The 19,192-nt window shown below is 55.7% G+C and carries 23 protein-coding genes; 17 read left to right on the plus strand and 6 right to left on the minus strand.

All coding sequences use genetic code 11. The annotated features are described in order from the left end of the window. From fliF to rcsA, 14 genes are all read left to right on the plus strand, one after another. Complete coding sequence (fliF, locus tag WFN75_RS09550; protein ID WP_046884852.1) at nucleotides 1–1,683, plus strand: flagellar basal-body MS-ring/collar protein FliF; 1,683 nt, start codon at nucleotides 1–3, stop codon at nucleotides 1,681–1,683. Next, complete coding sequence (fliG, locus tag WFN75_RS09555; protein ID WP_286782550.1) at nucleotides 1,676–2,671, plus strand: flagellar motor switch protein FliG; 996 nt, start codon at nucleotides 1,676–1,678, stop codon at nucleotides 2,669–2,671. Before fliF ends, fliG begins: the two co-directional genes overlap by 8 nt. Further along, nucleotides 2,664–3,374, plus strand: coding sequence for a flagellar assembly protein FliH (fliH, locus tag WFN75_RS09560; RefSeq protein WP_046884851.1), 711 nt, complete (start codon nucleotides 2,664–2,666; stop codon nucleotides 3,372–3,374). Before fliG ends, fliH begins: the two co-directional genes overlap by 8 nt. Beyond that, nucleotides 3,374–4,744 carry a flagellar protein export ATPase FliI gene (gene fliI, locus WFN75_RS09565; RefSeq protein WP_046884850.1) on the plus strand — a complete coding sequence of 457 codons (1,371 nt, stop codon included), beginning with the start codon at nucleotides 3,374–3,376 and terminating at the stop codon, nucleotides 4,742–4,744. Before fliH ends, fliI begins: the two co-directional genes overlap by 1 nt. A 21-nt stretch (nucleotides 4,745–4,765) precedes the next feature. Beyond that, nucleotides 4,766–5,209, plus strand: coding sequence for a flagellar export protein FliJ (fliJ, locus tag WFN75_RS09570; RefSeq protein WP_040074969.1), 444 nt, complete (start codon nucleotides 4,766–4,768; stop codon nucleotides 5,207–5,209). Then, nucleotides 5,206–6,417, plus strand: coding sequence for a flagellar hook length control protein FliK (gene fliK / locus WFN75_RS09575; RefSeq protein ID WP_336996072.1), 1,212 nt, complete (start codon nucleotides 5,206–5,208; stop codon nucleotides 6,415–6,417). The genes fliJ and fliK overlap by 4 nt, the downstream gene beginning before the upstream one ends. Before the next feature lie 106 nt (nucleotides 6,418–6,523). Then, entirely contained in the window at nucleotides 6,524–6,991 is a 468-nt protein-coding gene (fliL, locus tag WFN75_RS09580; protein ID WP_040074967.1) for a flagellar basal body-associated protein FliL, read from the plus strand. Between the two features lie 4 nt (nucleotides 6,992–6,995). Further along, entirely contained in the window at nucleotides 6,996–8,000 is a 1,005-nt protein-coding gene (gene fliM / locus WFN75_RS09585) for a flagellar motor switch protein FliM (RefSeq protein WP_040074966.1), read from the plus strand. After that, nucleotides 7,997–8,410 carry a flagellar motor switch protein FliN gene (gene fliN / locus WFN75_RS09590; protein WP_040074965.1) on the plus strand — a complete coding sequence of 138 codons (414 nt, stop codon included), beginning with the start codon at nucleotides 7,997–7,999 and terminating at the stop codon, nucleotides 8,408–8,410. The genes fliM and fliN overlap by 4 nt, the downstream gene beginning before the upstream one ends. Nucleotide 8,411: 1 nt before the next feature. Then, on the plus strand, nucleotides 8,412–8,786 hold the full coding sequence (gene fliO, locus WFN75_RS09595; protein ID WP_040074964.1) for a flagellar biosynthetic protein FliO: 375 nt from the start codon (nucleotides 8,412–8,414) through the stop codon (nucleotides 8,784–8,786). Then, nucleotides 8,786–9,523: a flagellar type III secretion system pore protein FliP gene (fliP, locus tag WFN75_RS09600; RefSeq protein WP_336996073.1), complete on the plus strand. Its 738-nt coding sequence runs from the start codon at nucleotides 8,786–8,788 to the stop codon at nucleotides 9,521–9,523. The genes fliO and fliP overlap by 1 nt, the downstream gene beginning before the upstream one ends. A gap of 9 nt (nucleotides 9,524–9,532) precedes the next feature. After that, the gene (fliQ, locus tag WFN75_RS09605) at nucleotides 9,533–9,802 is read left to right on the plus strand and encodes a flagellar biosynthesis protein FliQ (protein ID WP_040074962.1); all 270 of its coding nucleotides are present in this window, start codon (nucleotides 9,533–9,535) and stop codon (nucleotides 9,800–9,802) included. 8 nt (nucleotides 9,803–9,810) lie between these two features. Next, nucleotides 9,811–10,605 carry a flagellar biosynthetic protein FliR gene (gene fliR / locus WFN75_RS09610; RefSeq protein WP_040074961.1) on the plus strand — a complete coding sequence of 265 codons (795 nt, stop codon included), beginning with the start codon at nucleotides 9,811–9,813 and terminating at the stop codon, nucleotides 10,603–10,605. Between the two features lie 283 nt (nucleotides 10,606–10,888). After that, nucleotides 10,889–11,512, plus strand: a complete 624-nt coding sequence (gene rcsA / locus WFN75_RS09615; protein WP_046884848.1) for a transcriptional regulator RcsA — start codon at nucleotides 10,889–10,891, stop codon at nucleotides 11,510–11,512. A 78-nt stretch (nucleotides 11,513–11,590) separates the two neighbouring features. Here rcsA and dsrB read toward each other — a convergent pair whose 3' ends face one another. Beyond that, entirely contained in the window at nucleotides 11,591–11,779 is a 189-nt protein-coding gene (gene dsrB / locus WFN75_RS09620) for a protein DsrB (RefSeq protein ID WP_046884847.1), read from the minus strand. Nucleotides 11,780–11,905: 126 nt separating this feature from the next. Here dsrB and yodD point away from each other — a divergent pair, with 126 nt between their 5' ends. Beyond that, entirely contained in the window at nucleotides 11,906–12,133 is a 228-nt protein-coding gene (yodD, locus tag WFN75_RS09625; protein ID WP_040074957.1) for a YodD family peroxide/acid resistance protein, read from the plus strand. A 298-nt stretch (nucleotides 12,134–12,431) separates the two neighbouring features. Further along, entirely contained in the window at nucleotides 12,432–13,244 is an 813-nt protein-coding gene (locus WFN75_RS09630) for a mannosyl-3-phosphoglycerate phosphatase-related protein (protein WP_336996074.1), read from the plus strand. Here WFN75_RS09630 and dgcQ read toward each other — a convergent pair. The 3 genes from dgcQ to WFN75_RS09645 all read right to left on the minus strand — a co-directional run bounded on the left by dgcQ (nucleotide 13,229) and on the right by WFN75_RS09645 (nucleotide 16,196). Beyond that, nucleotides 13,229–14,917, minus strand: a complete 1,689-nt coding sequence (gene dgcQ / locus WFN75_RS09635; protein ID WP_336996075.1) for a cellulose biosynthesis regulator diguanylate cyclase DgcQ — start codon at nucleotides 14,915–14,917, stop codon at nucleotides 13,229–13,231. The two genes, WFN75_RS09630 and dgcQ, sit on opposite strands and share 16 nt — an antisense overlap. 116 nt (nucleotides 14,918–15,033) lie before the next feature. Continuing rightward, nucleotides 15,034–15,216 carry a YodC family protein gene (locus WFN75_RS09640; protein WP_040074953.1) on the minus strand — a complete coding sequence of 61 codons (183 nt, stop codon included), beginning with the start codon at nucleotides 15,214–15,216 and terminating at the stop codon, nucleotides 15,034–15,036. Between the two features lie 68 nt (nucleotides 15,217–15,284). Continuing rightward, the gene (locus WFN75_RS09645; RefSeq protein ID WP_286782565.1) at nucleotides 15,285–16,196 is read right to left on the minus strand and encodes a DUF808 domain-containing protein; all 912 of its coding nucleotides are present in this window, start codon (nucleotides 16,194–16,196) and stop codon (nucleotides 15,285–15,287) included. Between the two features lie 178 nt (nucleotides 16,197–16,374). Here WFN75_RS09645 and yedA point away from each other — a divergent pair, with 178 nt between their 5' ends. After that, on the plus strand, nucleotides 16,375–17,289 hold the full coding sequence (gene yedA / locus WFN75_RS09650; protein WP_233802756.1) for a drug/metabolite exporter YedA: 915 nt from the start codon (nucleotides 16,375–16,377) through the stop codon (nucleotides 17,287–17,289). On the opposite strand, the gene WFN75_RS09655 is transcribed toward yedA, so the two are convergent. Next, nucleotides 17,249–17,752 (minus strand): very short patch repair endonuclease, encoded by a 504-nt coding sequence (locus WFN75_RS09655; protein WP_233802754.1) that lies wholly within the window; start codon nucleotides 17,750–17,752, stop codon nucleotides 17,249–17,251. The genes yedA and WFN75_RS09655 overlap by 41 nt on opposite strands. Beyond that, nucleotides 17,733–19,166, minus strand: coding sequence for a DNA cytosine methyltransferase (locus WFN75_RS09660; RefSeq protein WP_336996076.1), 1,434 nt, complete (start codon nucleotides 19,164–19,166; stop codon nucleotides 17,733–17,735). The genes WFN75_RS09655 and WFN75_RS09660 overlap by 20 nt, the downstream gene beginning before the upstream one ends. Nucleotides 19,167–19,192 lie beyond the last annotated feature (26 nt).

The raw sequence follows: 19,192 nt of genomic DNA on the forward strand, positions 1-19,192 counted from the left end.
ATGAGTGCAACAGCAACAACAGCACCTCAAACTAAACCTCTCGAGTGGATGAGTCGCCTGCGCGCGAACCCAAAAGTACCGCTGATTGTCGCCGGTGCTGCTGCTATTGCTATCATTGTCGCCATGGTCCTGTGGGCCAAAGCCCCTGACTATCGCACCCTTTATAGCAACCTCTCCGATCAGGATGGCGGTGCCATCGTCACCCAGTTGACCCAAATGAACATCCCTTACCGCTTCGCTGATAATGGCGGTGCGCTGGAAGTTCCGGCAGACAAAGTTCATGAATTGCGCCTGCGTCTGGCCCAGCAAGGTCTGCCGAAAGGCGGCGCCGTGGGCTTTGAGTTACTGGATCAGGAAAAGTTTGGCATCAGTCAGTTCAGCGAGCAGGTCAACTACCAGCGTGCGCTGGAAGGTGAACTGGCCCGCACCATCGAAACCCTGGGGCCGCTGAAAAGCGCCCGCGTTCACCTGGCCATGCCGAAGCCATCGCTGTTTGTCCGCGAGCAAAAAGCCCCTTCTGCCTCCGTTACCGTAAACCTGGAGCCTGGCCGTGCGCTGGATGAAGGCCAGATCAACGCGGTTGTGCACCTGGTTTCCAGCGCTGTCGCCGGTTTACCGCCGGGCAACGTGACCCTGGTAGACCAGAGCGGGCACCTGCTGACTCAGTCCAATACCAGCGGTCGCGATTTGAATGATGCCCAGCTGAAATACGCCAATGATGTTGAAAGCCGCGTTCAGCGCCGCATCGAATCTATCCTCGGTCCTATTGTCGGTAACAGCAATGTCCACGCACAGGTCACCGCGCAGATCGACTTTGCTAATAAAGAGCAGACTGAAGAGCAGTATCGTCCGAACGGTGAAGCATCGCAGGCGGTAATGCGTTCACGTCAGGTTAACGAGAGTGAGCAGATTGGCGGCCCGAATGCGGGCGGCGTGCCGGGTGCGCTCTCTAACCAGCCTGCACCGGCCAACACTGCACCGATCACTACGCCGGCTCAGAACCAGCAGGGTCAGCAGAATAATCAGCAACAGACGACGTCAACGGCGGCGAATTCCGGCCCACGCAACAGCAGCCGTAATGAAACCACCAACTACGAAGTTGACCGTACGATTCGCCACACCAAACAGAACGTGGGCGACATCGAGCGTCTCTCCGTTGCCGTGGTGGTGAACTACAAAACCCTGCCAGATGGCAAACCCCTGCCGCTCACCGCAGAGCAGATGAAACAGATTGAAAATCTGACCCGCGAAGCGATGGGCTACTCCGAGAAACGTGGCGACACGCTCAACGTGGTCAACTCGCCGTTCAGCGCAACGGACGAAACAGGCGGTGAACTGCCGTTCTGGCAACAGCAGACGTTTATTGATCAGCTGATGTCTGCCGGTCGCTGGCTGCTGGTTCTGCTTGTCGCGTGGCTGCTGTGGCGTAAAGCCATTCGCCCACAGCTCAATCGCCGTGCAGAGGTTATCAAGGCACAGCAAGAGATGCTCACGCAGCGTGAAGAGACCGAAGAAGCGGTGGAAGTCCGCCTCAGCAAAGACGAGCAGCAACAGCAGCGTCGTGCTAATCAGCGCCTGAGCGCCGAGGTCATGAGCCAGCGTATTCGCGAAATGTCAGACAACGATCCGCGCGTCGTGGCGCTGGTCATTCGCCAGTGGATGAGTAACGAAGAACATGAGTAACATTTCCGGAACGGATAAAAGTGTCATCCTGCTGATGACCATCGGCGAGGATCGTGCGGCAGAGGTGTTTAAACACCTCTCCCAGCGCGAAGTTCAGATCCTCAGTTCAGCGATGGCGAATGTACGCCAGATCTCGAACAAACAGCTGACCGACGTGCTGGCCGAGTTTGAGCAGGAAGCAGAACAGTTTGCAGCGTTGAACGTCAATGCCAACGAATACTTGCGTTCAGTGCTGGTCAAGGCACTCGGCGAAGAGCGTGCCGCCAGCCTGCTGGAAGACATTCTCGAAACCCGCGACACCGCCAGCGGTATCGAAACGCTTAACTTTATGGAGCCGCAGAGCGCCGCCGACCTTATTCGCGACGAGCATCCGCAGATCATCGCCACCATCCTGGTTCACCTCAAGCGTGGCCAGGCGGCAGATATCCTGGCGCTGTTCGACGAACGTCTGCGTCACGATGTCATGCTGCGTATCGCCACCTTCGGCGGCGTGCAGCCTGCCGCACTGGCAGAGCTGACCGAAGTGTTGAACGGCCTGCTCGACGGCCAGAACCTCAAGCGCAGCAAAATGGGCGGCGTGAGAACCGCAGCCGAAATTATCAACCTGATGAAAACGCAGCAGGAAGAGGCCGTTATTTCGGCGGTGCGCGAGTTCGATGGCGAGCTGGCACAAAAAATTATCGACGAGATGTTCCTGTTCGAAAACCTGGTCGAAGTGGACGATCGCAGTATTCAGCGCCTGCTGCAGGAAGTGGACTCCGAATCGCTGCTTATCGCCCTCAAAGGGGCCGAACAGCCGCTGCGCGAGAAATTCCTGCGCAATATGTCCCAGCGTGCAGCCGATATCCTGCGCGACGATCTGGCCAACCGTGGTCCGGTACGTCTGTCTCAGGTGGAGAACGAGCAGAAAGCAATCCTGCTTATTGTTCGTCGTCTGGCCGAAACCGGCGAGATGGTAATTGGCAGCGGCGAGGATACCTATGTCTAACGAACTGCCGTGGAAGGTCTGGACACCGGATGACCTCGCCCCTCCCCTCGCGGAGTTTGTGCCTGCCGTAACGGCGACAGAGACGCCCGACGGCGAAGAGACCGACGTGCCCGAGCTTAGCGAAGAAGAGCTTAAGGCGCAGCAGTTAGCGCAGATCCAGATGCAGGCCCACGAGCAGGGTTATACCGCGGGCATGAACGAAGGCCGCCAGCAAGGGCACGACAAGGGTTACCAGGAGGGTCTGGCTCAGGGGCTGGAGCAGGGTCTGGCGCAGGCGCGTCAACAGCAAGCGCCTCTTCACGCCCGTATGCAGCAGCTGGTGAGCGAATTCCAGCATACGCTGGATGCGCTGGACAGCGTCATTGCCTCACGCCTGATGCAGATGGCGCTGGAAGCCGCGCGTCAGGTTATCGGCCACACGCCGCCGGTAGACAACTCGTCGTTGATAAAACAGATTCAGGGTCTGCTCCAGCAGGAGCCGCTGTTTAGCGGTAAGCCGCAGCTGCGCGTCCATCCGGACGATCTGCAGCGAGTGGAAGAGATGCTGGGTGCCACGCTTAGCCTGCACGGCTGGCGTCTGCGTGGCGACCCGACGCTGCATCACGGGGGCTGTAAAGTCTCTGCGGATGAAGGCGATCTTGATGCCAGCGTCGCTACCCGCTGGCAGGAGCTGTGCCGTCTGGCAGCGCCGGGAGTCGTCTGATGACCGCGCGCCTCACTCGCTGGCTCACCACGCTGGATAATTTCGAAACGAAAATGGCGCAGCTGCCTTCGGTTCGTCGTTACGGTCGTCTGACCCGCGCTACCGGCCTGGTGCTGGAAGCGACCGGCCTGCAATTGCCGCTGGGCGCCACCTGTATTATTGAACGTCAGGACGGTGCCGATATCCGCGAAGTTGAAAGCGAAGTGGTCGGTTTTAACGGCCAGCGGCTATTCCTGATGCCGCTGGAAGAAGTCGAAGGCGTTCTCCCCGGCGCCCGCGTTTACGCCAAAAGTTTAACCGGTGACGGTCTGCAAAGTGGCAAACAGCTGCCGCTCGGGCCGGCGCTGCTCGGTCGCGTACTGGATGGCGCAGGTAAACCGCTCGACGGCCTGCCTGCTCCAGATACCACCGAAACCGGGGCCCTGATCACCGCCCCCTTCAACCCATTACAACGTACGGCGATCGAGCATGTGCTGGACACCGGCGTGCGTCCAATCAACGCCTTGCTGACCGTCGGCCGTGGTCAACGTATGGGGCTCTTTGCGGGCTCGGGTGTCGGTAAATCGGTGCTGCTGGGCATGATGGCCCGCTACACCCAGGCCGATGTGATCGTGGTGGGGTTAATCGGCGAGCGTGGCCGCGAAGTCAAAGATTTCATCGAGAACATTCTCGGTGCAGAGGGGCGCGCCCGCTCGGTGGTGATTGCCGCCCCGGCCGATGTGTCTCCCCTGCTACGCATGCAGGGTGCCGCCTATGCCACCCGTATCGCCGAAGATTTTCGTGACCGCGGTCAGCACGTACTGCTGATCATGGACTCCCTCACCCGCTACGCCATGGCGCAACGTGAAATCGCCCTGGCGATTGGCGAGCCGCCGGCCACTAAAGGCTATCCGCCGTCGGTGTTTGCCAAACTCCCGGCGCTGGTAGAGCGTGCCGGTAACGGCATCACCGGTGGGGGCTCCATCACCGCGTTTTATACGGTCCTGACCGAGGGTGATGACCAGCAGGACCCTATTGCCGACTCCGCGCGCGCCATCCTTGATGGGCACATCGTGTTGTCGCGCCGCCTGGCCGAGGCGGGTCACTATCCGGCCATTGATATCGAAGCGTCAATCAGCCGTGCGATGACCGCGCTGATTAGCGAGAAGCATTACGCCCGCGTGCGTAACTTCAAACAGTTGCTCTCCAGCTTCCAGCGTAACCGCGATCTGGTCAGCGTCGGGGCCTATGCCAAAGGCAGCGACCCGATGCTCGACAAAGCGATTGCGCTCTGGCCACAGCTGGAGGCCTATCTGCAACAAGGTATTTTTGAAAAAGCTGACTGGGAAGATTCGATTCAGGCTCTGGAGCATATTTTCCCGCAGGTGTAACAGAGGTAGAGGGCGAAGGTCATGGCACAAAATAGCGCATTAACGACGCTGAAAGATCTGGCCGAAAAAGAAGTTGATAACGCCGCACAACAACTCGGCGCTATGCGTCGCGGCTATCAGCAGGCTGAGGAGCAGCTAAAAATGTTGATCGACTATCAGCATGAGTATCGCTCCAACCTCAACAACGATATGACACAGGGCATCGGCAGCCAGCGGTGGATCAACTATCAGCAGTTTATCCAGACGCTGGAAAAGGCGATCGATCAGCATCGCCAGCAGCTTGACCAGTGGAACCAGAAAGTCGATACGGCGCTCAATTTCTGGCGAGAGAAAAAACAGCGGTTACAAGCCTGGCAAACCCTGCAGGAGAGACAAGTGGCCGCCGCGACTCTGGCCGAAAACCGCCTTGATCAGAAAAAAATGGATGAGTTTGCCCAGCGCGCTTCAATGAGGAAACCTGAATGATCACACTGCAACAACTGCTCTCAAGCGATACCGACCTTACCGGCGGTGCGCTGGGCGGTAAAGCCGCCGACGGCGGGCAAGATTTTCTTGCTCTGCTGGCGGGTGCATTAACCGATGCGAAAGCGCAGGGCAAAGAGACGCCGCTGACGCTTAGCGATCTGCAGGCGGCAGGCGACAAACTGTCGAAAGCAGCGCTGTTAAAAGGCGACGAAAGCCTGGATGCCAGCGCCCTGAGCGATCTGCTGGCAAGTAAAGAGAGTAAATTCACTGACGATAGCGTCCAACAGGGCACGCTGCAGGGGCTGGTCTCTGGCTTAATGCCAGCGGCTAAAACCGACGTGCTGAAGACGCTGACGCAGGCGGTTAAAGAGGCCGATAGCAAAAGCGAGCTGAGCGATGAAGAGCTGGCGGGCCTGAGCGCCCTGATGGCGATGCTGCCGCATCAGCAGCAGGCCAGCACCATCGCCGCGCCGAAAGCGGTGAGCAGCGACGCCATTGCTGTTCAGGTTCCGCTGACAGGAGCGAGCGCCGGACGTCAACCTGCGCTGGAGACCGACGCCCAGCGCACCGGTAAACAGGTTGCTCAGGATCCGACCGTAGCGCTCCCGGGCAATAATCAGCTCTCCCCAACCGTAGCGGCGGTCGCTACGAAGCACGAGGTGGATAGCACCCCTTCTCCGACGGTATCTGGCACGCCAGCAGCCAGCATCGCCCCCGTACTGAATACCGCCAACGCCGCGCAGCCAACCCTGGTTGCCGCGCCGGTGGTCAGTGCGCCGCTGGGCAGCCATGACTGGCGCCAGAGCGTCAGTCAGCACATCACCCTGTTTACCAAAGAGGGGCTGCAGAGCGCCGAGCTGCGTCTGCACCCCGAAAATCTGGGTCAGGTGCAGATTTCACTTAAACTGGATGATAACCAGGCGCAGTTGCAAATGGTGTCAGCGCACAGTCACGTGCGGGCCGCACTGGAAGCCGCCATTCCAGTTCTGCGTACCAACCTGGCTGAAAGCGGTATTCAGCTTACCCAAAGCAGCGTGAGCAGCGAGAGCTTTGCCGGACAGCAAAATGCCTCGTCGCAGCAGCAGGGACAGGCTTCCCGCTCTGGTCATCAGGGTGGTTTTAATGAAGAGAGCGATGAGATTCTGCCAACCCCGGCCACCTTGCAGTCTGCCGCCCGCGGTAATGGTGCGGTAGACATCTTCGCCTAAACGCCAGAGGTAGCGTGATTATCCTCGTCTTTTCCACGCTTTGACGCGGTAAGGACACGGGATAATCACTTTATTAGCAGTACCCGAAACAGGAAGCTCGTATCAGATGACTGACTCCGCTATCAGCAAAAAAAGTAAGCGTTCCATCTGGATCCCGCTGCTGGTGTTGATTACCCTCGCCGCCTGCGCGACCGCCGGTTATAGCTACTGGCGCATGAACAAGGCACCGACAGAAAAAGTAAAAGAAGAGATTCCGCCGCCACCTGCGCCGGTCTTCTTTGCGCTGGATACCTTTACCGTCAATCTGGGAGACGCAGATCGCGTCCTCTATGTCGGTATCACGCTGCGTCTGAAAGACGAAGCGACCCGCACACGTCTGAGCGAATATTTGCCAGAAGTGCGTAGCCGTCTGCTGTTGCTGTTCTCCCGTCAGGACGCATCACAGCTCGCGACCGATGAAGGTAAGCAAAAACTGGTAGACGCTATTAAGCAAACGCTGGCCGTACCGCTGGTATCTGGCCAACCTAAGCAGGAAGTCACTGACGTTCTGTATACAGCCTTCATTCTGCGGTAAAGACATGGGCGATAGTATTCTTTCTCAGGCTGAAATCGATGCGCTGCTCAATGGCGACAGCGATAAGAGCGATGATCCAACGCCAGGGATAGCGGGTGAGAGCGATATTCGCCCCTATGACCCGAATACTCAGCGTCGCGTAGTACGTGAACGTCTGCAGGCGCTGGAGATTATTAACGAACGTTTTGCACGTCAGTTCCGTATGGGGCTGTTTAACCTGCTGCGTCGTAGCCCGGATATCACCGTTGGCGCGATCCGCATTCAGCCGTATCACGAGTTTGCCCGTAACCTGCCGGTGCCGACCAACCTCAACCTGATTCATCTGAAACCGCTGCGCGGTACAGGTCTGGTGGTCTTCTCGCCGAGCCTGGTGTTTATCGCGGTCGATAACCTCTTCGGCGGTGATGGGCGTTTCCCGACGAAGGTCGAAGGCCGTGAGTTCACCCATACGGAGCAGCGAGTCATTAACCGCATGCTGAAGCTGGCGCTTGAAGGCTACAGCGATGCCTGGAAGGCGATTCACCCGCTGGAAGTGGAGTATGTGCGTTCGGAGATGCAGGTGAAATTCACCAACATCACCACCTCGCCTAACGATATCGTCGTGAATACCCCGTTCCATGTGGAGATCGGCAACCTGACCGGCGAGTTCAATATCTGTCTGCCGTTTAGCATGATTGAGCCGTTGCGCGAAGTGCTGGTCAACCCGCCGCTGGAAAACTCTCGTCATGAAGACCAGAACTGGCGTGAGAACCTGGTGCGTCAGGTGCAGCACTCACAGCTGGAGCTGGTGGCGAATTTTGCTGATATCTCAATGCGGTTATCCCAGATTCTGAAATTACAACCCGGCGATGTTCTGCCGATAGAAAAGCCCGATCGCATCATTGCCCATGTGGATGGCGTACCCGTCCTGACCAGCCAGTACGGCACAATCAACGGTCAATACGCGTTACGAGTAGAGCACTTGATCAACCCGATTTTGAATTCGCTGAATGAGGAACAGCCCAAATGAGTGATATGAACAATCCGTCCGATGAAAACAGCGGAGATATGGACGATCTGTGGGCTGAGGCGTTAAGCGAACAAAAAGCACCGGCCAGCAAAAGCGCGGCGGATGCGGTATTCCAGCAGCTGGGTGGCGGCGATGTTAGCGGCACCCTGCAGGATATCGATCTGATTATGGATATCCCGGTCAAGCTGACCGTTGAGCTGGGTCGTACCCGCATGACCATCAAAGAGCTTCTGCGTCTGACGCAGGGTTCCGTCGTGGCGCTGGAAGGCCTTGCCGGTGAGCCGCTGGATATTCTGATCAACGGTTACCTGATAGCCCAGGGTGAAGTGGTGGTGGTTGCCGATAAATATGGCGTGCGTATCACCGACATCATTACCCCGTCTGAACGTATGCGTCGTTTGAGCCGTTAAGATGACGACACAGGCCACCGTATCACAGCCCTCTGCAGTTCCAGGCTCGCCGCTGTTGCAGGTGAGCGGTGCGCTGCTGGGGATTATCGCGTTTATCCTCGTGGTGGCCTGGCTGGCAAAACGCGTGGGTCTGGCCGGTAAAAACGCCGGCGCACGTGGCCTGAAGCTCAGCGCCAGTACCTCGCTGGGTCCGCGCGAACGCGTGGTGATTGTTGAGGTTGAAGATGCCCGGCTGGTGCTGGGCGTTACGGCGTCAAACATCCAGGTTCTGCACAAATTGCCGCCTGCGCCCGTTTCCACCGACGCAGCCGCAGAAGTTCCGGCGGATTTCCAGTCCGTTATGAAGAGTTTGCTTAAGCGTTCCGGGAGATCCTGATGCACCGTTTGTTATCCCTTACGCTTGCAGGCCTTGCGCTGTTTGCTCCTTCCGTATATGCCCAGTTGCCCGGTCTGATCTCCACCCCGATGGCAGGCGGCGGCCAGAGCTGGTCGCTACCGGTACAGACGCTGGTTTTCATCACCTCGCTGACCTTTATTCCGGCTATTTTGCTGATGATGACCAGCTTCACTCGCATCATCATCGTTTTTGGTTTACTGCGTAACGCCCTCGGCACCCCGTCGGCACCACCCAACCAGGTGCTGCTGGGGCTGGCGCTTTTCCTGACCTTTTTCATTATGTCGCCGGTCATCGACAAGATTTATACCGACGCGTATCAGCCCTTCAGCGAAGAGAAAATCTCCATGCAGGAAGCGCTGGATAAAGGCGCCCAGCCACTGCGTGAGTTTATGCTGCGTCAGACCCGTGAAGCGGATCTGGCTCTCTTTGCGCGTCTGGCTAACGCCGGCCCAATACAGGGACCAGAAGCCGTCCCTATGCGCATCCTGTTGCCAGCCTACGTGACCAGTGAGCTGAAAACGGCTTTCCAGATTGGCTTTACCATTTTTATTCCGTTCCTGATTATCGACCTGGTGATCGCCAGCGTACTGATGGCTCTGGGTATGATGATGGTGCCTCCGGCGACCATTGCCCTGCCCTTCAAGCTGATGCTGTTCGTCCTGGTGGACGGCTGGCAGCTGCTGGTGGGCTCGCTGGCACAGAGTTTCTACAGTTAAGGGGCGGCCATGACACCCGAATCGGTAATGATGATGGGCACGGAGGCGATGAAGATTGCGCTTGCCGTTGCCGCCCCGCTGCTGCTGGTGGCGCTGGTAACAGGTCTGATAATCAGTATCCTGCAGGCCGCCACCCAGATTAACGAAATGACCCTCTCCTTCATCCCGAAAATTATCGCTGTCTTCGTGGCGATGATTATCGCGGGTCCGTGGATGCTAAACCTGCTGCTCGATTACATGCGTAATCTCTTCAGCAACATTCCGTACATCATCGGCTAGCACAGGCGATGCTGCACTTCACCAGCGACCAGTGGATCCACTGGCTTAGTCTCTACTTCTGGCCGCTGCTGCGGGTGCTGGCGCTGATCTCAACGGCGCCTATTCTCAGTGAACGCTATATTCCAAAGCGGGTGAAGATTGGCCTCGGGTTTATGATTACGCTTATCATCGCCCCGTCGTTGCCCCCCGTTGAGGTGCCCATTTTTTCTGCCGGGGCGCTCTGGCTGGCGTTACAGCAAATTCTGATTGGCGTGGCCATCGGCTTTACGATGCAGTTTGCCTTCGCCGCGGTACGTACCGCAGGGGAAGTCATCGGGCTGCAGATGGGGCTCTCCTTCGCCACCTTCTTCGATCCCGGCAGCCATCTGAATATGCCGGTACTGGCCCGCATTATCGATATGCTGGCGATGCTGTTGTTCCTCACCTTTGACGGGCATCTGTGGCTCATCTCAATGCTGGTAGATACCTTCCATACGCTGCCAATTGGCGGCAACCCCGTTAACAGCAACGCCTTTATGGCGCTTACCCGCGCCGCCGGGATGATCTTCCTTAACGGTCTGATGCTGGCGCTGCCCATCATTACGCTGCTACTCACGCTTAACCTGGCGCTGGGTCTACTCAATCGTATGGCACCCCAGTTGTCAGTCTTTGTGATTGGTTTTCCGCTGACTCTGACGATTGGCATACTGCTTATTTCGCTGTTAATGCCATTTATTGCGCCATTCTGCGAACACTTATTTGGTGAAATATTCAATCTCTTAGCCGATATAGTAAGCGAAATGCCAGCAAATACTAACCCGTAATTTTTATATTGTCTTTCTGAGGATATTCCTAAAATATTTTTAGAAAAACATCTTCCAGGATATATCTGGTGCGGTTTATTTGTTTTTATGCTCCTCACATTCCTCAACATTTACTTTACTTTGAGAAGATTCCTGGCAAATTATACGTAACTTTACGAGATAGTGAGTTCGCCTGAAAGTCCTTGTAATGCTCACAGGTTATTAGTTATTTCCATCCCGTATGGCTGTTTTGAGCTCTCAGGCTGGTGGTGAATTATCGTTACGCATTGAGTGAGGGTATGCCATGTCAACGATCATTATGGATTTATGCAGTTACACCCGGCTAGGGTTAACCGGGTACCTGGCTAGCAGAGGGGTAAAAAAGAGAGAAATCAACGACGTACACTCCGTTGACGAACTTGAAGCCGCTTGTGATGAATTGAAGCCAGGTGTGGTGTTTATTAATGAGGACTGTTTCATACACGATCCCGCTAACAGTCAGCAAATAAAGCAAATCATTAATCAGCATCCGAAAACTATGTTTATAGTTTTTATGGCGATAGCCAATATTCACTTCGACGAATATTTGCTGGTACGTCAGAATCTTCTTATAAGCTCGAAATCAATTAAGCCAGAATCTCTGGATGAACTTCTTGGCGATTATTTGAATAGAGCGATTAAGAATGTAGGAACAATTAATTTACCGACTTTATCATTAAGCCGTACTGAATCAAGTATGTTAAGAATGTGGATGGCGGGTCAGGGAACCATTCAGATATCTGACCAAATGAATATCAAAGCTAAAACGGTATCGTCACATAAGGGTAATATTAAAAGGAAGATTAAGACGCATAATAAGCAAGTGATCTATCATGTGGTACGTTTAACCGACAACGTGACCAACGGAATTTTCGTCAATATGCGTTAACCCTGTGCAATCTCTGGCTATGCCAGAGATTTTTATCTCTCCCCTTATCCGGGGCGGCCTCACTCCCTCTCGCAGCCTTTACTCATCGCGTTCAACAAAGATACCGTCGGGATGTCCCATCTCATTGAAGAACCAGATACCAAGCGGGTAATCCTCCAGCGAGACCAGATACATTGTCCCTTCATTAAAGGGTTCTACCGCCAGCACCACACCCGGGCGACGCGGCCCACCGTCCGTTTTTACCGTAACCCGATCGTTGACCTTCATACAATCCTCCTCTGGTTTTGAGCCAGTGTAGAACAAATTGCGTCTACTGGCAGTGCCCCTATGCACGATTGCCGCTTTTATCGGCAGTCTATACTTACGGGTGAATGCTTAAACGAGGTATATAAAATGAAGACCGCCAAAGAGTACAGCGACACTGCCAAGCGTGAAGTGAATATTGACGTCGATGCCCTGCTCGCCGCTATTAACGAGATCAGCGAAAGTGAGGTTAGCCGCATTGAGGGCGAGCCGGCACGGGTGATGGTGGATGGACGGGACTACCACACTTACCATGAACTGGCTGAAGCGTTCGAACTGGATATTCACGATTTTAGTGTGACGGAAGTGAACAGATAAAGCTGAAAAAAATCCCGGTCATGGGGTGACCGGGATTAAACTTGCTCATGCAAGAAGCACTTGAAAATTCGTTACACCAGGAAATCTGATGTCGGGGATTACCTTATCTGCAAATAATTTGCATGACAAGGAAATATCCTCTATCTGAATAGATGGTCTAAGTAACCTACATTTTGGTTATAAGTGTCAGGGCGCATGGCCTCTGGGTTTGATGGTAACGATCCCAATTACGGTCTTACGCATTGCGAATTTTTTTAAGATAAATCTTACTAACGTAGCTATTAACCCGGGAGACGCTATGCCTTCACTTCAGGATCCCTTGCTGATTTTCTCCGATCTCGACGGCACCTTGCTGGACATTCATACCTACAGCTGGGCGCCTGCCACCGACTGGCTTGAGAAGCTGCAAGAACATCAGATCCCGGTCATTCTGTGCAGCAGTAAGACCGCTGCTGAGATGCTGGCGATTCAGAGCGATCTGGGGTTAGATGGCCTGCCGTTTATTGCTGAAAACGGTGCGGTGATACAGCTGGACGCACGCTGGGATGACCACCCCGATGCACCAAGGTTAATTAACGGCGCCCCACACGAAGAGATCGTCAGCGTCATTAATCAACTGCGCGACCAGCAAGGATTCAAATTCACCAGTTTCGATGACGTTGAGGTCAAAGTCGTGGGTGAATGGACTGGCTTAACGCGGGAGAGAGCGACGCTGGCGCGCCTGCATGAGGCCTCAGTGACCCTGATTTGGCGCGACAGCGATGAGCGGATGGCGGCCTTTAGCGAGGCGCTGGACGCGGTGGGATTAAAGTTTGTCCAGGGAGCCCGCTTCTGGCACATCCTGGATGCCCGTGGTGGAAAAGATCAGGCCCTGCGCTGGCTGGCCGAACAGTACCGTTTGCGCGAAGGGGTCGCCCCCGTCACGCTGGGCCTGGGCGATGGCCCGAACGATGCTCCGCTTCTCGACAGTGTGGATTACGCGGTGGTGGTGAAAGGGATTAACCGACTCGGCGTCCCTCTGCAAAAAGATAGCCCTGAGCGGGTTTATCACACCCGTCAGGAGGGACCGGAGGGCTGGCGTGAAGGACTGGATCACTACTTCTCGTCCTGACTGATCACCCGGTTACGCCCGCGCTGTTTCGCCTGATAGAGCCGGGCATCGGCAATGGATTGCAGTTGTTCAAATTCGTAATTGCCTTTTTCTCCGGCGCAGCTCACCCCAATCGAGATGCTAATACGTACCGTCTGACTCTTTTGCACCAGAATCTCGCGTCGGTTAACCCGCGCCCGGATCCGCTCAGCCACCTGAGATGCCTGCGCAAGCGTAGTATTGGGTAATACCACGCAAAACTCTTCGCCCCCTACCCGGCCGGCCACGTCACTCTCCCGGAGCGTGCTGACAATCAACCCTGCGGTATGAATCAGCACTTTGTCCCCGGCCTGATGCCCGTAGCGGTCGTTAATACTTTTGAAATGGTCGAGATCCATCTGGATCACCGAGAAGGGCTGATTCTGTCTCTGACAGCCGGCGGCCAGCGTTTTGGCCTGCTCAAAGAGGGCACCCCGGTTATGCAGACGGGTCAGGGGATCATGCCAGGCCTGCCACTGTAAGGTGTGTTGCAGACTGTACATATTGCTCACCATACGGCGAATCACCAGCCATGACCCCACCAGCATGGCGGTAAATAGCAGCCAGAGAAGCGCCAGTACTACCGAGATACGGCCAAAATCTCCCTGTAAGCCTTCGTCCAGCCGATGCACGCGCAGCAGTACACCATCAAAATGATTCAGACGATGCCAGCTCAGGTAACGACTCCCCAGTCGCACGCCTCCTACGTTGTCATGCTCTAGCGCAAAGGCAAGCTGCGCCCGCTCCCGTTCATCAAACTGACTGATTCTCTCTGCCTGCTTCACGGATGAGACAAGCAAGGTTAACTGATTGTCGTAAAGTTGGTATTCACCATCTTCGTAACCGTCCAGCGCTTCGCTTAGCATCTGCCCGACGGCCGTCACGGTAAAATCGATCGCCAGAACGCCATACCAGTACTGCTGATGATCGACAGGCACGCTGACGGTCACCGTCTGTTCATCGCCGGACCAGGATTGCGCGGGACGGGTGAACCAGCGTACGCCACGGCTGCTGTTACTGGATTGCGATTGCTGCGTAAACCAGGGGCTGGTCACCAGATGATAGTAACGGGACGGGATTGCGCCTCCCCAGTCGGCATTATTACTGGAGACATAAAACCCGGCGCGGGAGACGTACATGATTCGCCTGGCAAGCTTTGCCAGCGGCGAGGTGATTCGCATCAGATATCCCACCTCGAAAGCCGCCTTCAGCTCGTCAGCAATAAGCATCTCATCGCGACGCAGACTGACTGTTTGCATCACAAACGCATCGGAAACACCGTTAAGCGGCAGCGTCCGGTGTTCATCGAAAGTGAGTTGCCATGAAGGCTGAGCGCTGATGTCCGAAAAGCGCGCCACGCTCTGACGCAGCAAACCTGAGATCAGCGGCGTATGCAGCGCGTCGTACATTCCATTACGGAAAAAAAGCAGTTTATCGACGCTGTATTCCAGTTGCCTGTCGAGGGAGTTGGCCACCGTTTCCAGATGGTTACGTTGGCTGGAGATATAGGCATCTTCCAGCACCACCACTTCACGCCAGGTAAGGAGTGTAGAGAAGATCAGGACGGAAACAAAACAGAGTGTCACAATCCGGCCAGGATGTAGACGCTGACGTAAGAAAAACGGGGGTTTTCTTACCCTATTCTCATGCTGCACACACACTCCATGATAACGATCTTACGGCAACGCGCTGCCGGCGGTTTCGCGAGACTTCGCGCTTAGCAGCGATTATAGCGTACGAAAACGCCCGGCATAGCCGGGCGTTGCGTGACCTAAGCCTGATCCTGGCTGCGGTAGCCGTCACCATGCTGGAGTTCGTCTTCACGAAACGCCTCCCGCTTGATGCCATAACCATCATACCAACGACATTCCACCATGCCGCTGGAATAGCCGGTCACGACCATACGCGGACCGCCGCTTTTAGGCTTAACTTCATCGCTGACCAGAAAGACCATAACTGCCTCCTTTATCAGTGCGAAACTGTTTCAATTTAGTCGAGGAATGGCGTTTCTGCGCTCTTTTTTTAGTGCGCGCTACCTCGCATTTTGCCAATGCCCTTCACCAGCGCAACGACAACCGCCCCGATAATGAAGCCCAGCACCAGGTTTAATAACGTCGGCAGGATGGCCGCCATCACGCTACCCTGCGCCTCGGCAAAATGGAGAATGGCATGATGCAGCGGCGCGATGCCATGAACAACGATGCCGCCCCCAACCAAAAACATGGCCAGCGTGCCGATGACTGAGAGCGATTTCATCAGCCAGGGAGCGATGAACAGCAGAGCTTTTCCGAGCCACTGCGCCAGCGCTGCGCGTCTCTCTGCCAGCCAGTAGCCCATATCATCAAGTTTAACGATGATACCAACCAGACCATAGACGCCAATCGTTACTAGTACGGCGATACCGGAGAGCACCAGCACCTGATTCAGCAGCGGCGCGTCGGCAACAATACCCAGCGTAATCGCCACGATCTCGGCCGAGAGAATAAAATCGGTGCGCACCGCCCCTTTCACTTTATCGCGCTCAAAGGCCTTGGGGTCGGCGGCGGCCAGCGCTTCCAGACGCTGCTGACGCGCCGCCGGGCTCTCTTTCTCTTTACGTGACTCGAAGGTATGCAGCACTTTCTCTACCCCTTCGAAGCAGAGAAACGCGCCACCAATCATCAGCAGAGGGGTTATAGCCCAGGGAATAAAGGCACTGATCAGCAGTGCCAGCGGTACCAGAATCACCTTATTGAGAAGGGAACCCTTCGCCACGCTCCACACTACCGGCAGTTCACGATTGGCGCGCACGCCGGTGACCTGCTGCGCATTTAACGAGAGGTCGTCTCCCAGAACCCCGGCCGTCTTTTTCGCGGCCAGTTTACCCATCACGGAGATATCATCCAGCAAGGTGGCTATGTCATCCAGTAAAGTTAATAAGCTACTTCCTGCCACAATGAACATCCTTCTTTTATTGTTAAAAACCTAAATAGTATGGAGTAAAACCGGCAAGCCTGAAACCACCACGCCTCGTCAACAAATAATTCACATCACCTACACAATTAAAGCGCTCGCCAGCGTGATAGTTTTAACGTTAACTATACGCGACCTTTTTATTTCGCCGTGAGGGAGTATGCGTATCAGGCACTTGTTACCGCTTATTGGCGCGTTATTTGCGCTTTATATCATCTGGGGTTCCACCTATTTCGTGATCCGTATTGGCGTAGAGAGCTGGCCGCCACTGCTGATGGCCGGGGTTCGCTTCCTCTCGGCGGGTCTCTTGTTACTGGCCTTCTTATTTCTGCGTGGACACAGACTGCCGCCGCGCCGTCAGCTGCTGAATGCGGCCTTGATTGGCGTGCTATTGCTGGCGGTGGGCAACGGATTTGTCACCGTGGCAGAACACCAAAATGTGCCGTCGGGCATTGCCGCTGTGGTGGTGGCGACCGTACCGCTCTTTACGCTCTGTTTCAGCCGGCTGTTTGGCATCAAAACGCGCAAGCTGGAGTGGCTGGGAATTGGCATCGGGCTGGCGGGCATTATTCTGCTGAACAGCGGCGGTAACCTGAGCGGTAATCCCTGGGGGGCGCTGCTGATTCTGATCGGTTCCATGAGCTGGGCATTCGGCTCGGTCTATGGCTCACGTGTCGAACTCCCGTCAGGCATGATGGCCGGTGCGATCGAGATGGTGACGGCGGGGATAGTATTGCTTGTCGCGTCTCTGCTTTCCGGGGAGAAACTGACGGCCCTCCCCGACCTGTCGGGCTTCCTGGCGGTGGGATATCTCGCTATCTTCGGTTCAGTGATTGCGATTAATGCTTATATGTTCCTGATCCGCAATGTCTCACCCGCCGTGGCAACCAGCTATGCCTACGTAAACCCGGTGGTTGCAGTGCTGTTGGGGACCGGTCTTGGCGGCGAAACGCTCTCCTCCGTTGAGTGGATAGCGTTGGGCATTATCCTCATGGCCGTGGTACTGGTCACGCTGGGGAAATACCTGATCCCCGCTAAGCCGGTGGTTGCGCCGTGTCCGGCGGAAAAACCCTGAGCGGGCGAATGCCCTGAGTGTCGATCTGCGCGTTTGTCCCTTCTGCGCAGATCCACTCTTCCAGCCGCGCGTTAAGAGCGCCATCGGTTAACTTCATTTTGCCCCGCAGCGCACATTCCCATACCACGAGTACCCGCCAGCCTTGCTGGTCGAGCAACCCTAAATCGCGTCTGTCACGCGTCACGTTCTTACCAATTTTCTCGAGCCAGAAGTCGGTGCGCGTTGCCGGGACTTTAAACAGATAGCAGTCGTGGTGATGCCAGAAACAGCCGTGCGTAAAGATTACGCAGCGCCACTCATCCAGCACAAAATCGGGTCGACCGGGTAGCGAACTGTCCTGCACGCGGAAAGCAAAGCCCGCCTGCGTGAGAAGCTCGGCCAGCCGCTTTTCGATTGCGGTATCACGCGTGCCAATGGCACGCATGTTTTTACTGCGGGTCGCCTTATTGTGGACATCCGTCATTGACGGCCTCATGAGTGCGATGTTGTGCCGCCTGCAATATGCGTGATTTTAAAAGCCTGGCCACAGCGGCAAAGGCAGGCACCACCACCGAATTTCCGAATTGCCGGTAGGCCTGGGTATCCGAAACCGGGATCCGGAAGCGGTAACCCTGCGGCGTTTCAAACCCCATCAGGCGCGCGCATTCGCGTGGCGTAAGGCGACGCGGACGATGACGCTGATTGTCAGGATCGTCAAAATCTTTCTCACCCAGGGCTTTATCCCAGCCCCGGTCAATCAGGATTTCGGCGCCGTCTTTGTAGTAACGCGCAGAGAGGGTGCGCGCCACGCTATGGGGGTTGGTGGGATCTACCATGCCAAATCCAAAACCATTCCCTTTCGCCTGATGTTTTTTCGCATAGCGATACAGGTACTTCCACAGGACCGGGGTAAGAATGAATTTGGCATCGACGACCGGCTCCAGCAGCTCGGCAATGGTCGGACGATGTTGCGGATAATGCGCGGGCAAGTCGCGCAGGGTAAAGTCGCCACGCAGGTTGAGATCGCGCCGGAACCCCACCAGCACGATGCGCTCGCGGTGCTGCGGCAGGAAATGTTTGCCATCGATAATTTTCGGATCGTCCGGGCCGCTCTCATCGGCATCTGAGACGTCATAACCCAGCTCATCGAGGGTTTGCATAATGATGCGGAAGGTCTTGCCGCCATCATGGCTTTTCAGATTTTTGACGTTCTCCAGCACAAAGATGGCCGGCCGGCGTGCGTCAATAATGCGCGCCACGTCGAAAAACAGCGTGCCCTGAGTATCGCAAGCAAAACCGTGTGCCCGACCGAGCGCATTCTTTTTTGATACCCCGGCAAGGGAAAAGGGCTGGCATGGAAAGCCGGCCAGCAGCACATCATGCTGGGGGATCACGCTGCGAATATGGTCCGCAGCCTCCTGGTCCGTAACCCCTTCGTGATGGCTCAGGGTTACCTCACGAATATCCTCGTTAAAGGTGTGCGCATCAGGATCGCAGTACCAGTTGGCTTTATAGGTGCGTACCGCATGTTTGTTCCATTCGCTGGTAAAGACACACTGCCCGCCAATGGCCTCAAAGCCGTGGCGAATACCGCCGATACCGGCGAACAGATCGATAAAGCGGAAGGCCGGTCGGCTCTGCGTAGCTGGCGGACGAGGCAACAGACTGTGTAAAAAGGTAAATTCGCGATCGCTCAGGCGCTGCCCTGCCCGGTCGCTGATCAACAGGCGTTTAACAATAGCCGGGCTCCAGTGCCCCTCTCCCTGACCATTCAGAAGCGTTGCCAGGGTTCTGGCATCATAAATGTCCAGCAGCTGGCGTAACAGCGTCTGAACGGACGCGGTGGATTTTTCTGCCAGCATAAAGGCGGAGTTCGTCACTGATAAATTTTCCTGCATACATTTAACCAGGCCTGGGAGAGAGC

Origin of the sequence: Leclercia sp. UBA7405 (assembly GCF_037152215.1) — a bacterium.
GTDB lineage: Bacteria > Pseudomonadota > Gammaproteobacteria > Enterobacterales > Enterobacteriaceae > Enterobacter > Enterobacter pneumoniae.

Excerpts from the sequence above, each read along its gene's own strand:
- fliF (WP_046884852.1), top strand. The coding sequence starts at position 1 with ATGAGTGCAACAGCAACAACAGCACCTCAAACTAAACCTCTCGAGTGG.
- yedA (WP_233802756.1), top strand. The coding sequence starts at position 16,375 with ATGCGTATCAGGCACTTGTTACCGCTTATTGGCGCGTTATTTGCGCTT.
- fliM (WP_040074966.1), top strand. The coding sequence starts at position 6,996 with ATGGGCGATAGTATTCTTTCTCAGGCTGAAATCGATGCGCTGCTCAAT.
- fliP (WP_336996073.1), top strand. The coding sequence starts at position 8,786 with ATGCACCGTTTGTTATCCCTTACGCTTGCAGGCCTTGCGCTGTTTGCT.
- fliR (WP_040074961.1), top strand. The coding sequence starts at position 9,811 with ATGCTGCACTTCACCAGCGACCAGTGGATCCACTGGCTTAGTCTCTAC.
- WFN75_RS09660 (WP_336996076.1), bottom strand. The coding sequence starts at position 19,166 with ATGCAGGAAAATTTATCAGTGACGAACTCCGCCTTTATGCTGGCAGAA.
- yodD (WP_040074957.1), top strand. The coding sequence starts at position 11,906 with ATGAAGACCGCCAAAGAGTACAGCGACACTGCCAAGCGTGAAGTGAAT.
- fliK (WP_336996072.1), top strand. The coding sequence starts at position 5,206 with ATGATCACACTGCAACAACTGCTCTCAAGCGATACCGACCTTACCGGC.
- fliQ (WP_040074962.1), top strand. The coding sequence starts at position 9,533 with ATGACACCCGAATCGGTAATGATGATGGGCACGGAGGCGATGAAGATT.
- WFN75_RS09630 (WP_336996074.1), top strand. The coding sequence starts at position 12,432 with ATGCCTTCACTTCAGGATCCCTTGCTGATTTTCTCCGATCTCGACGGC.
- fliI (WP_046884850.1), top strand. The coding sequence starts at position 3,374 with ATGACCGCGCGCCTCACTCGCTGGCTCACCACGCTGGATAATTTCGAA.
- dsrB (WP_046884847.1), bottom strand. The coding sequence starts at position 11,779 with ATGAAGGTCAACGATCGGGTTACGGTAAAAACGGACGGTGGGCCGCGT.
- rcsA (WP_046884848.1), top strand. The coding sequence starts at position 10,889 with ATGTCAACGATCATTATGGATTTATGCAGTTACACCCGGCTAGGGTTA.
- WFN75_RS09640 (WP_040074953.1), bottom strand. The coding sequence starts at position 15,216 with ATGGTCTTTCTGGTCAGCGATGAAGTTAAGCCTAAAAGCGGCGGTCCG.
- fliH (WP_046884851.1), top strand. The coding sequence starts at position 2,664 with ATGTCTAACGAACTGCCGTGGAAGGTCTGGACACCGGATGACCTCGCC.
- fliL (WP_040074967.1), top strand. The coding sequence starts at position 6,524 with ATGACTGACTCCGCTATCAGCAAAAAAAGTAAGCGTTCCATCTGGATC.
- WFN75_RS09655 (WP_233802754.1), bottom strand. The coding sequence starts at position 17,752 with ATGACGGATGTCCACAATAAGGCGACCCGCAGTAAAAACATGCGTGCC.
- fliN (WP_040074965.1), top strand. The coding sequence starts at position 7,997 with ATGAGTGATATGAACAATCCGTCCGATGAAAACAGCGGAGATATGGAC.
- fliG (WP_286782550.1), top strand. The coding sequence starts at position 1,676 with ATGAGTAACATTTCCGGAACGGATAAAAGTGTCATCCTGCTGATGACC.
- fliJ (WP_040074969.1), top strand. The coding sequence starts at position 4,766 with ATGGCACAAAATAGCGCATTAACGACGCTGAAAGATCTGGCCGAAAAA.
- fliO (WP_040074964.1), top strand. The coding sequence starts at position 8,412 with ATGACGACACAGGCCACCGTATCACAGCCCTCTGCAGTTCCAGGCTCG.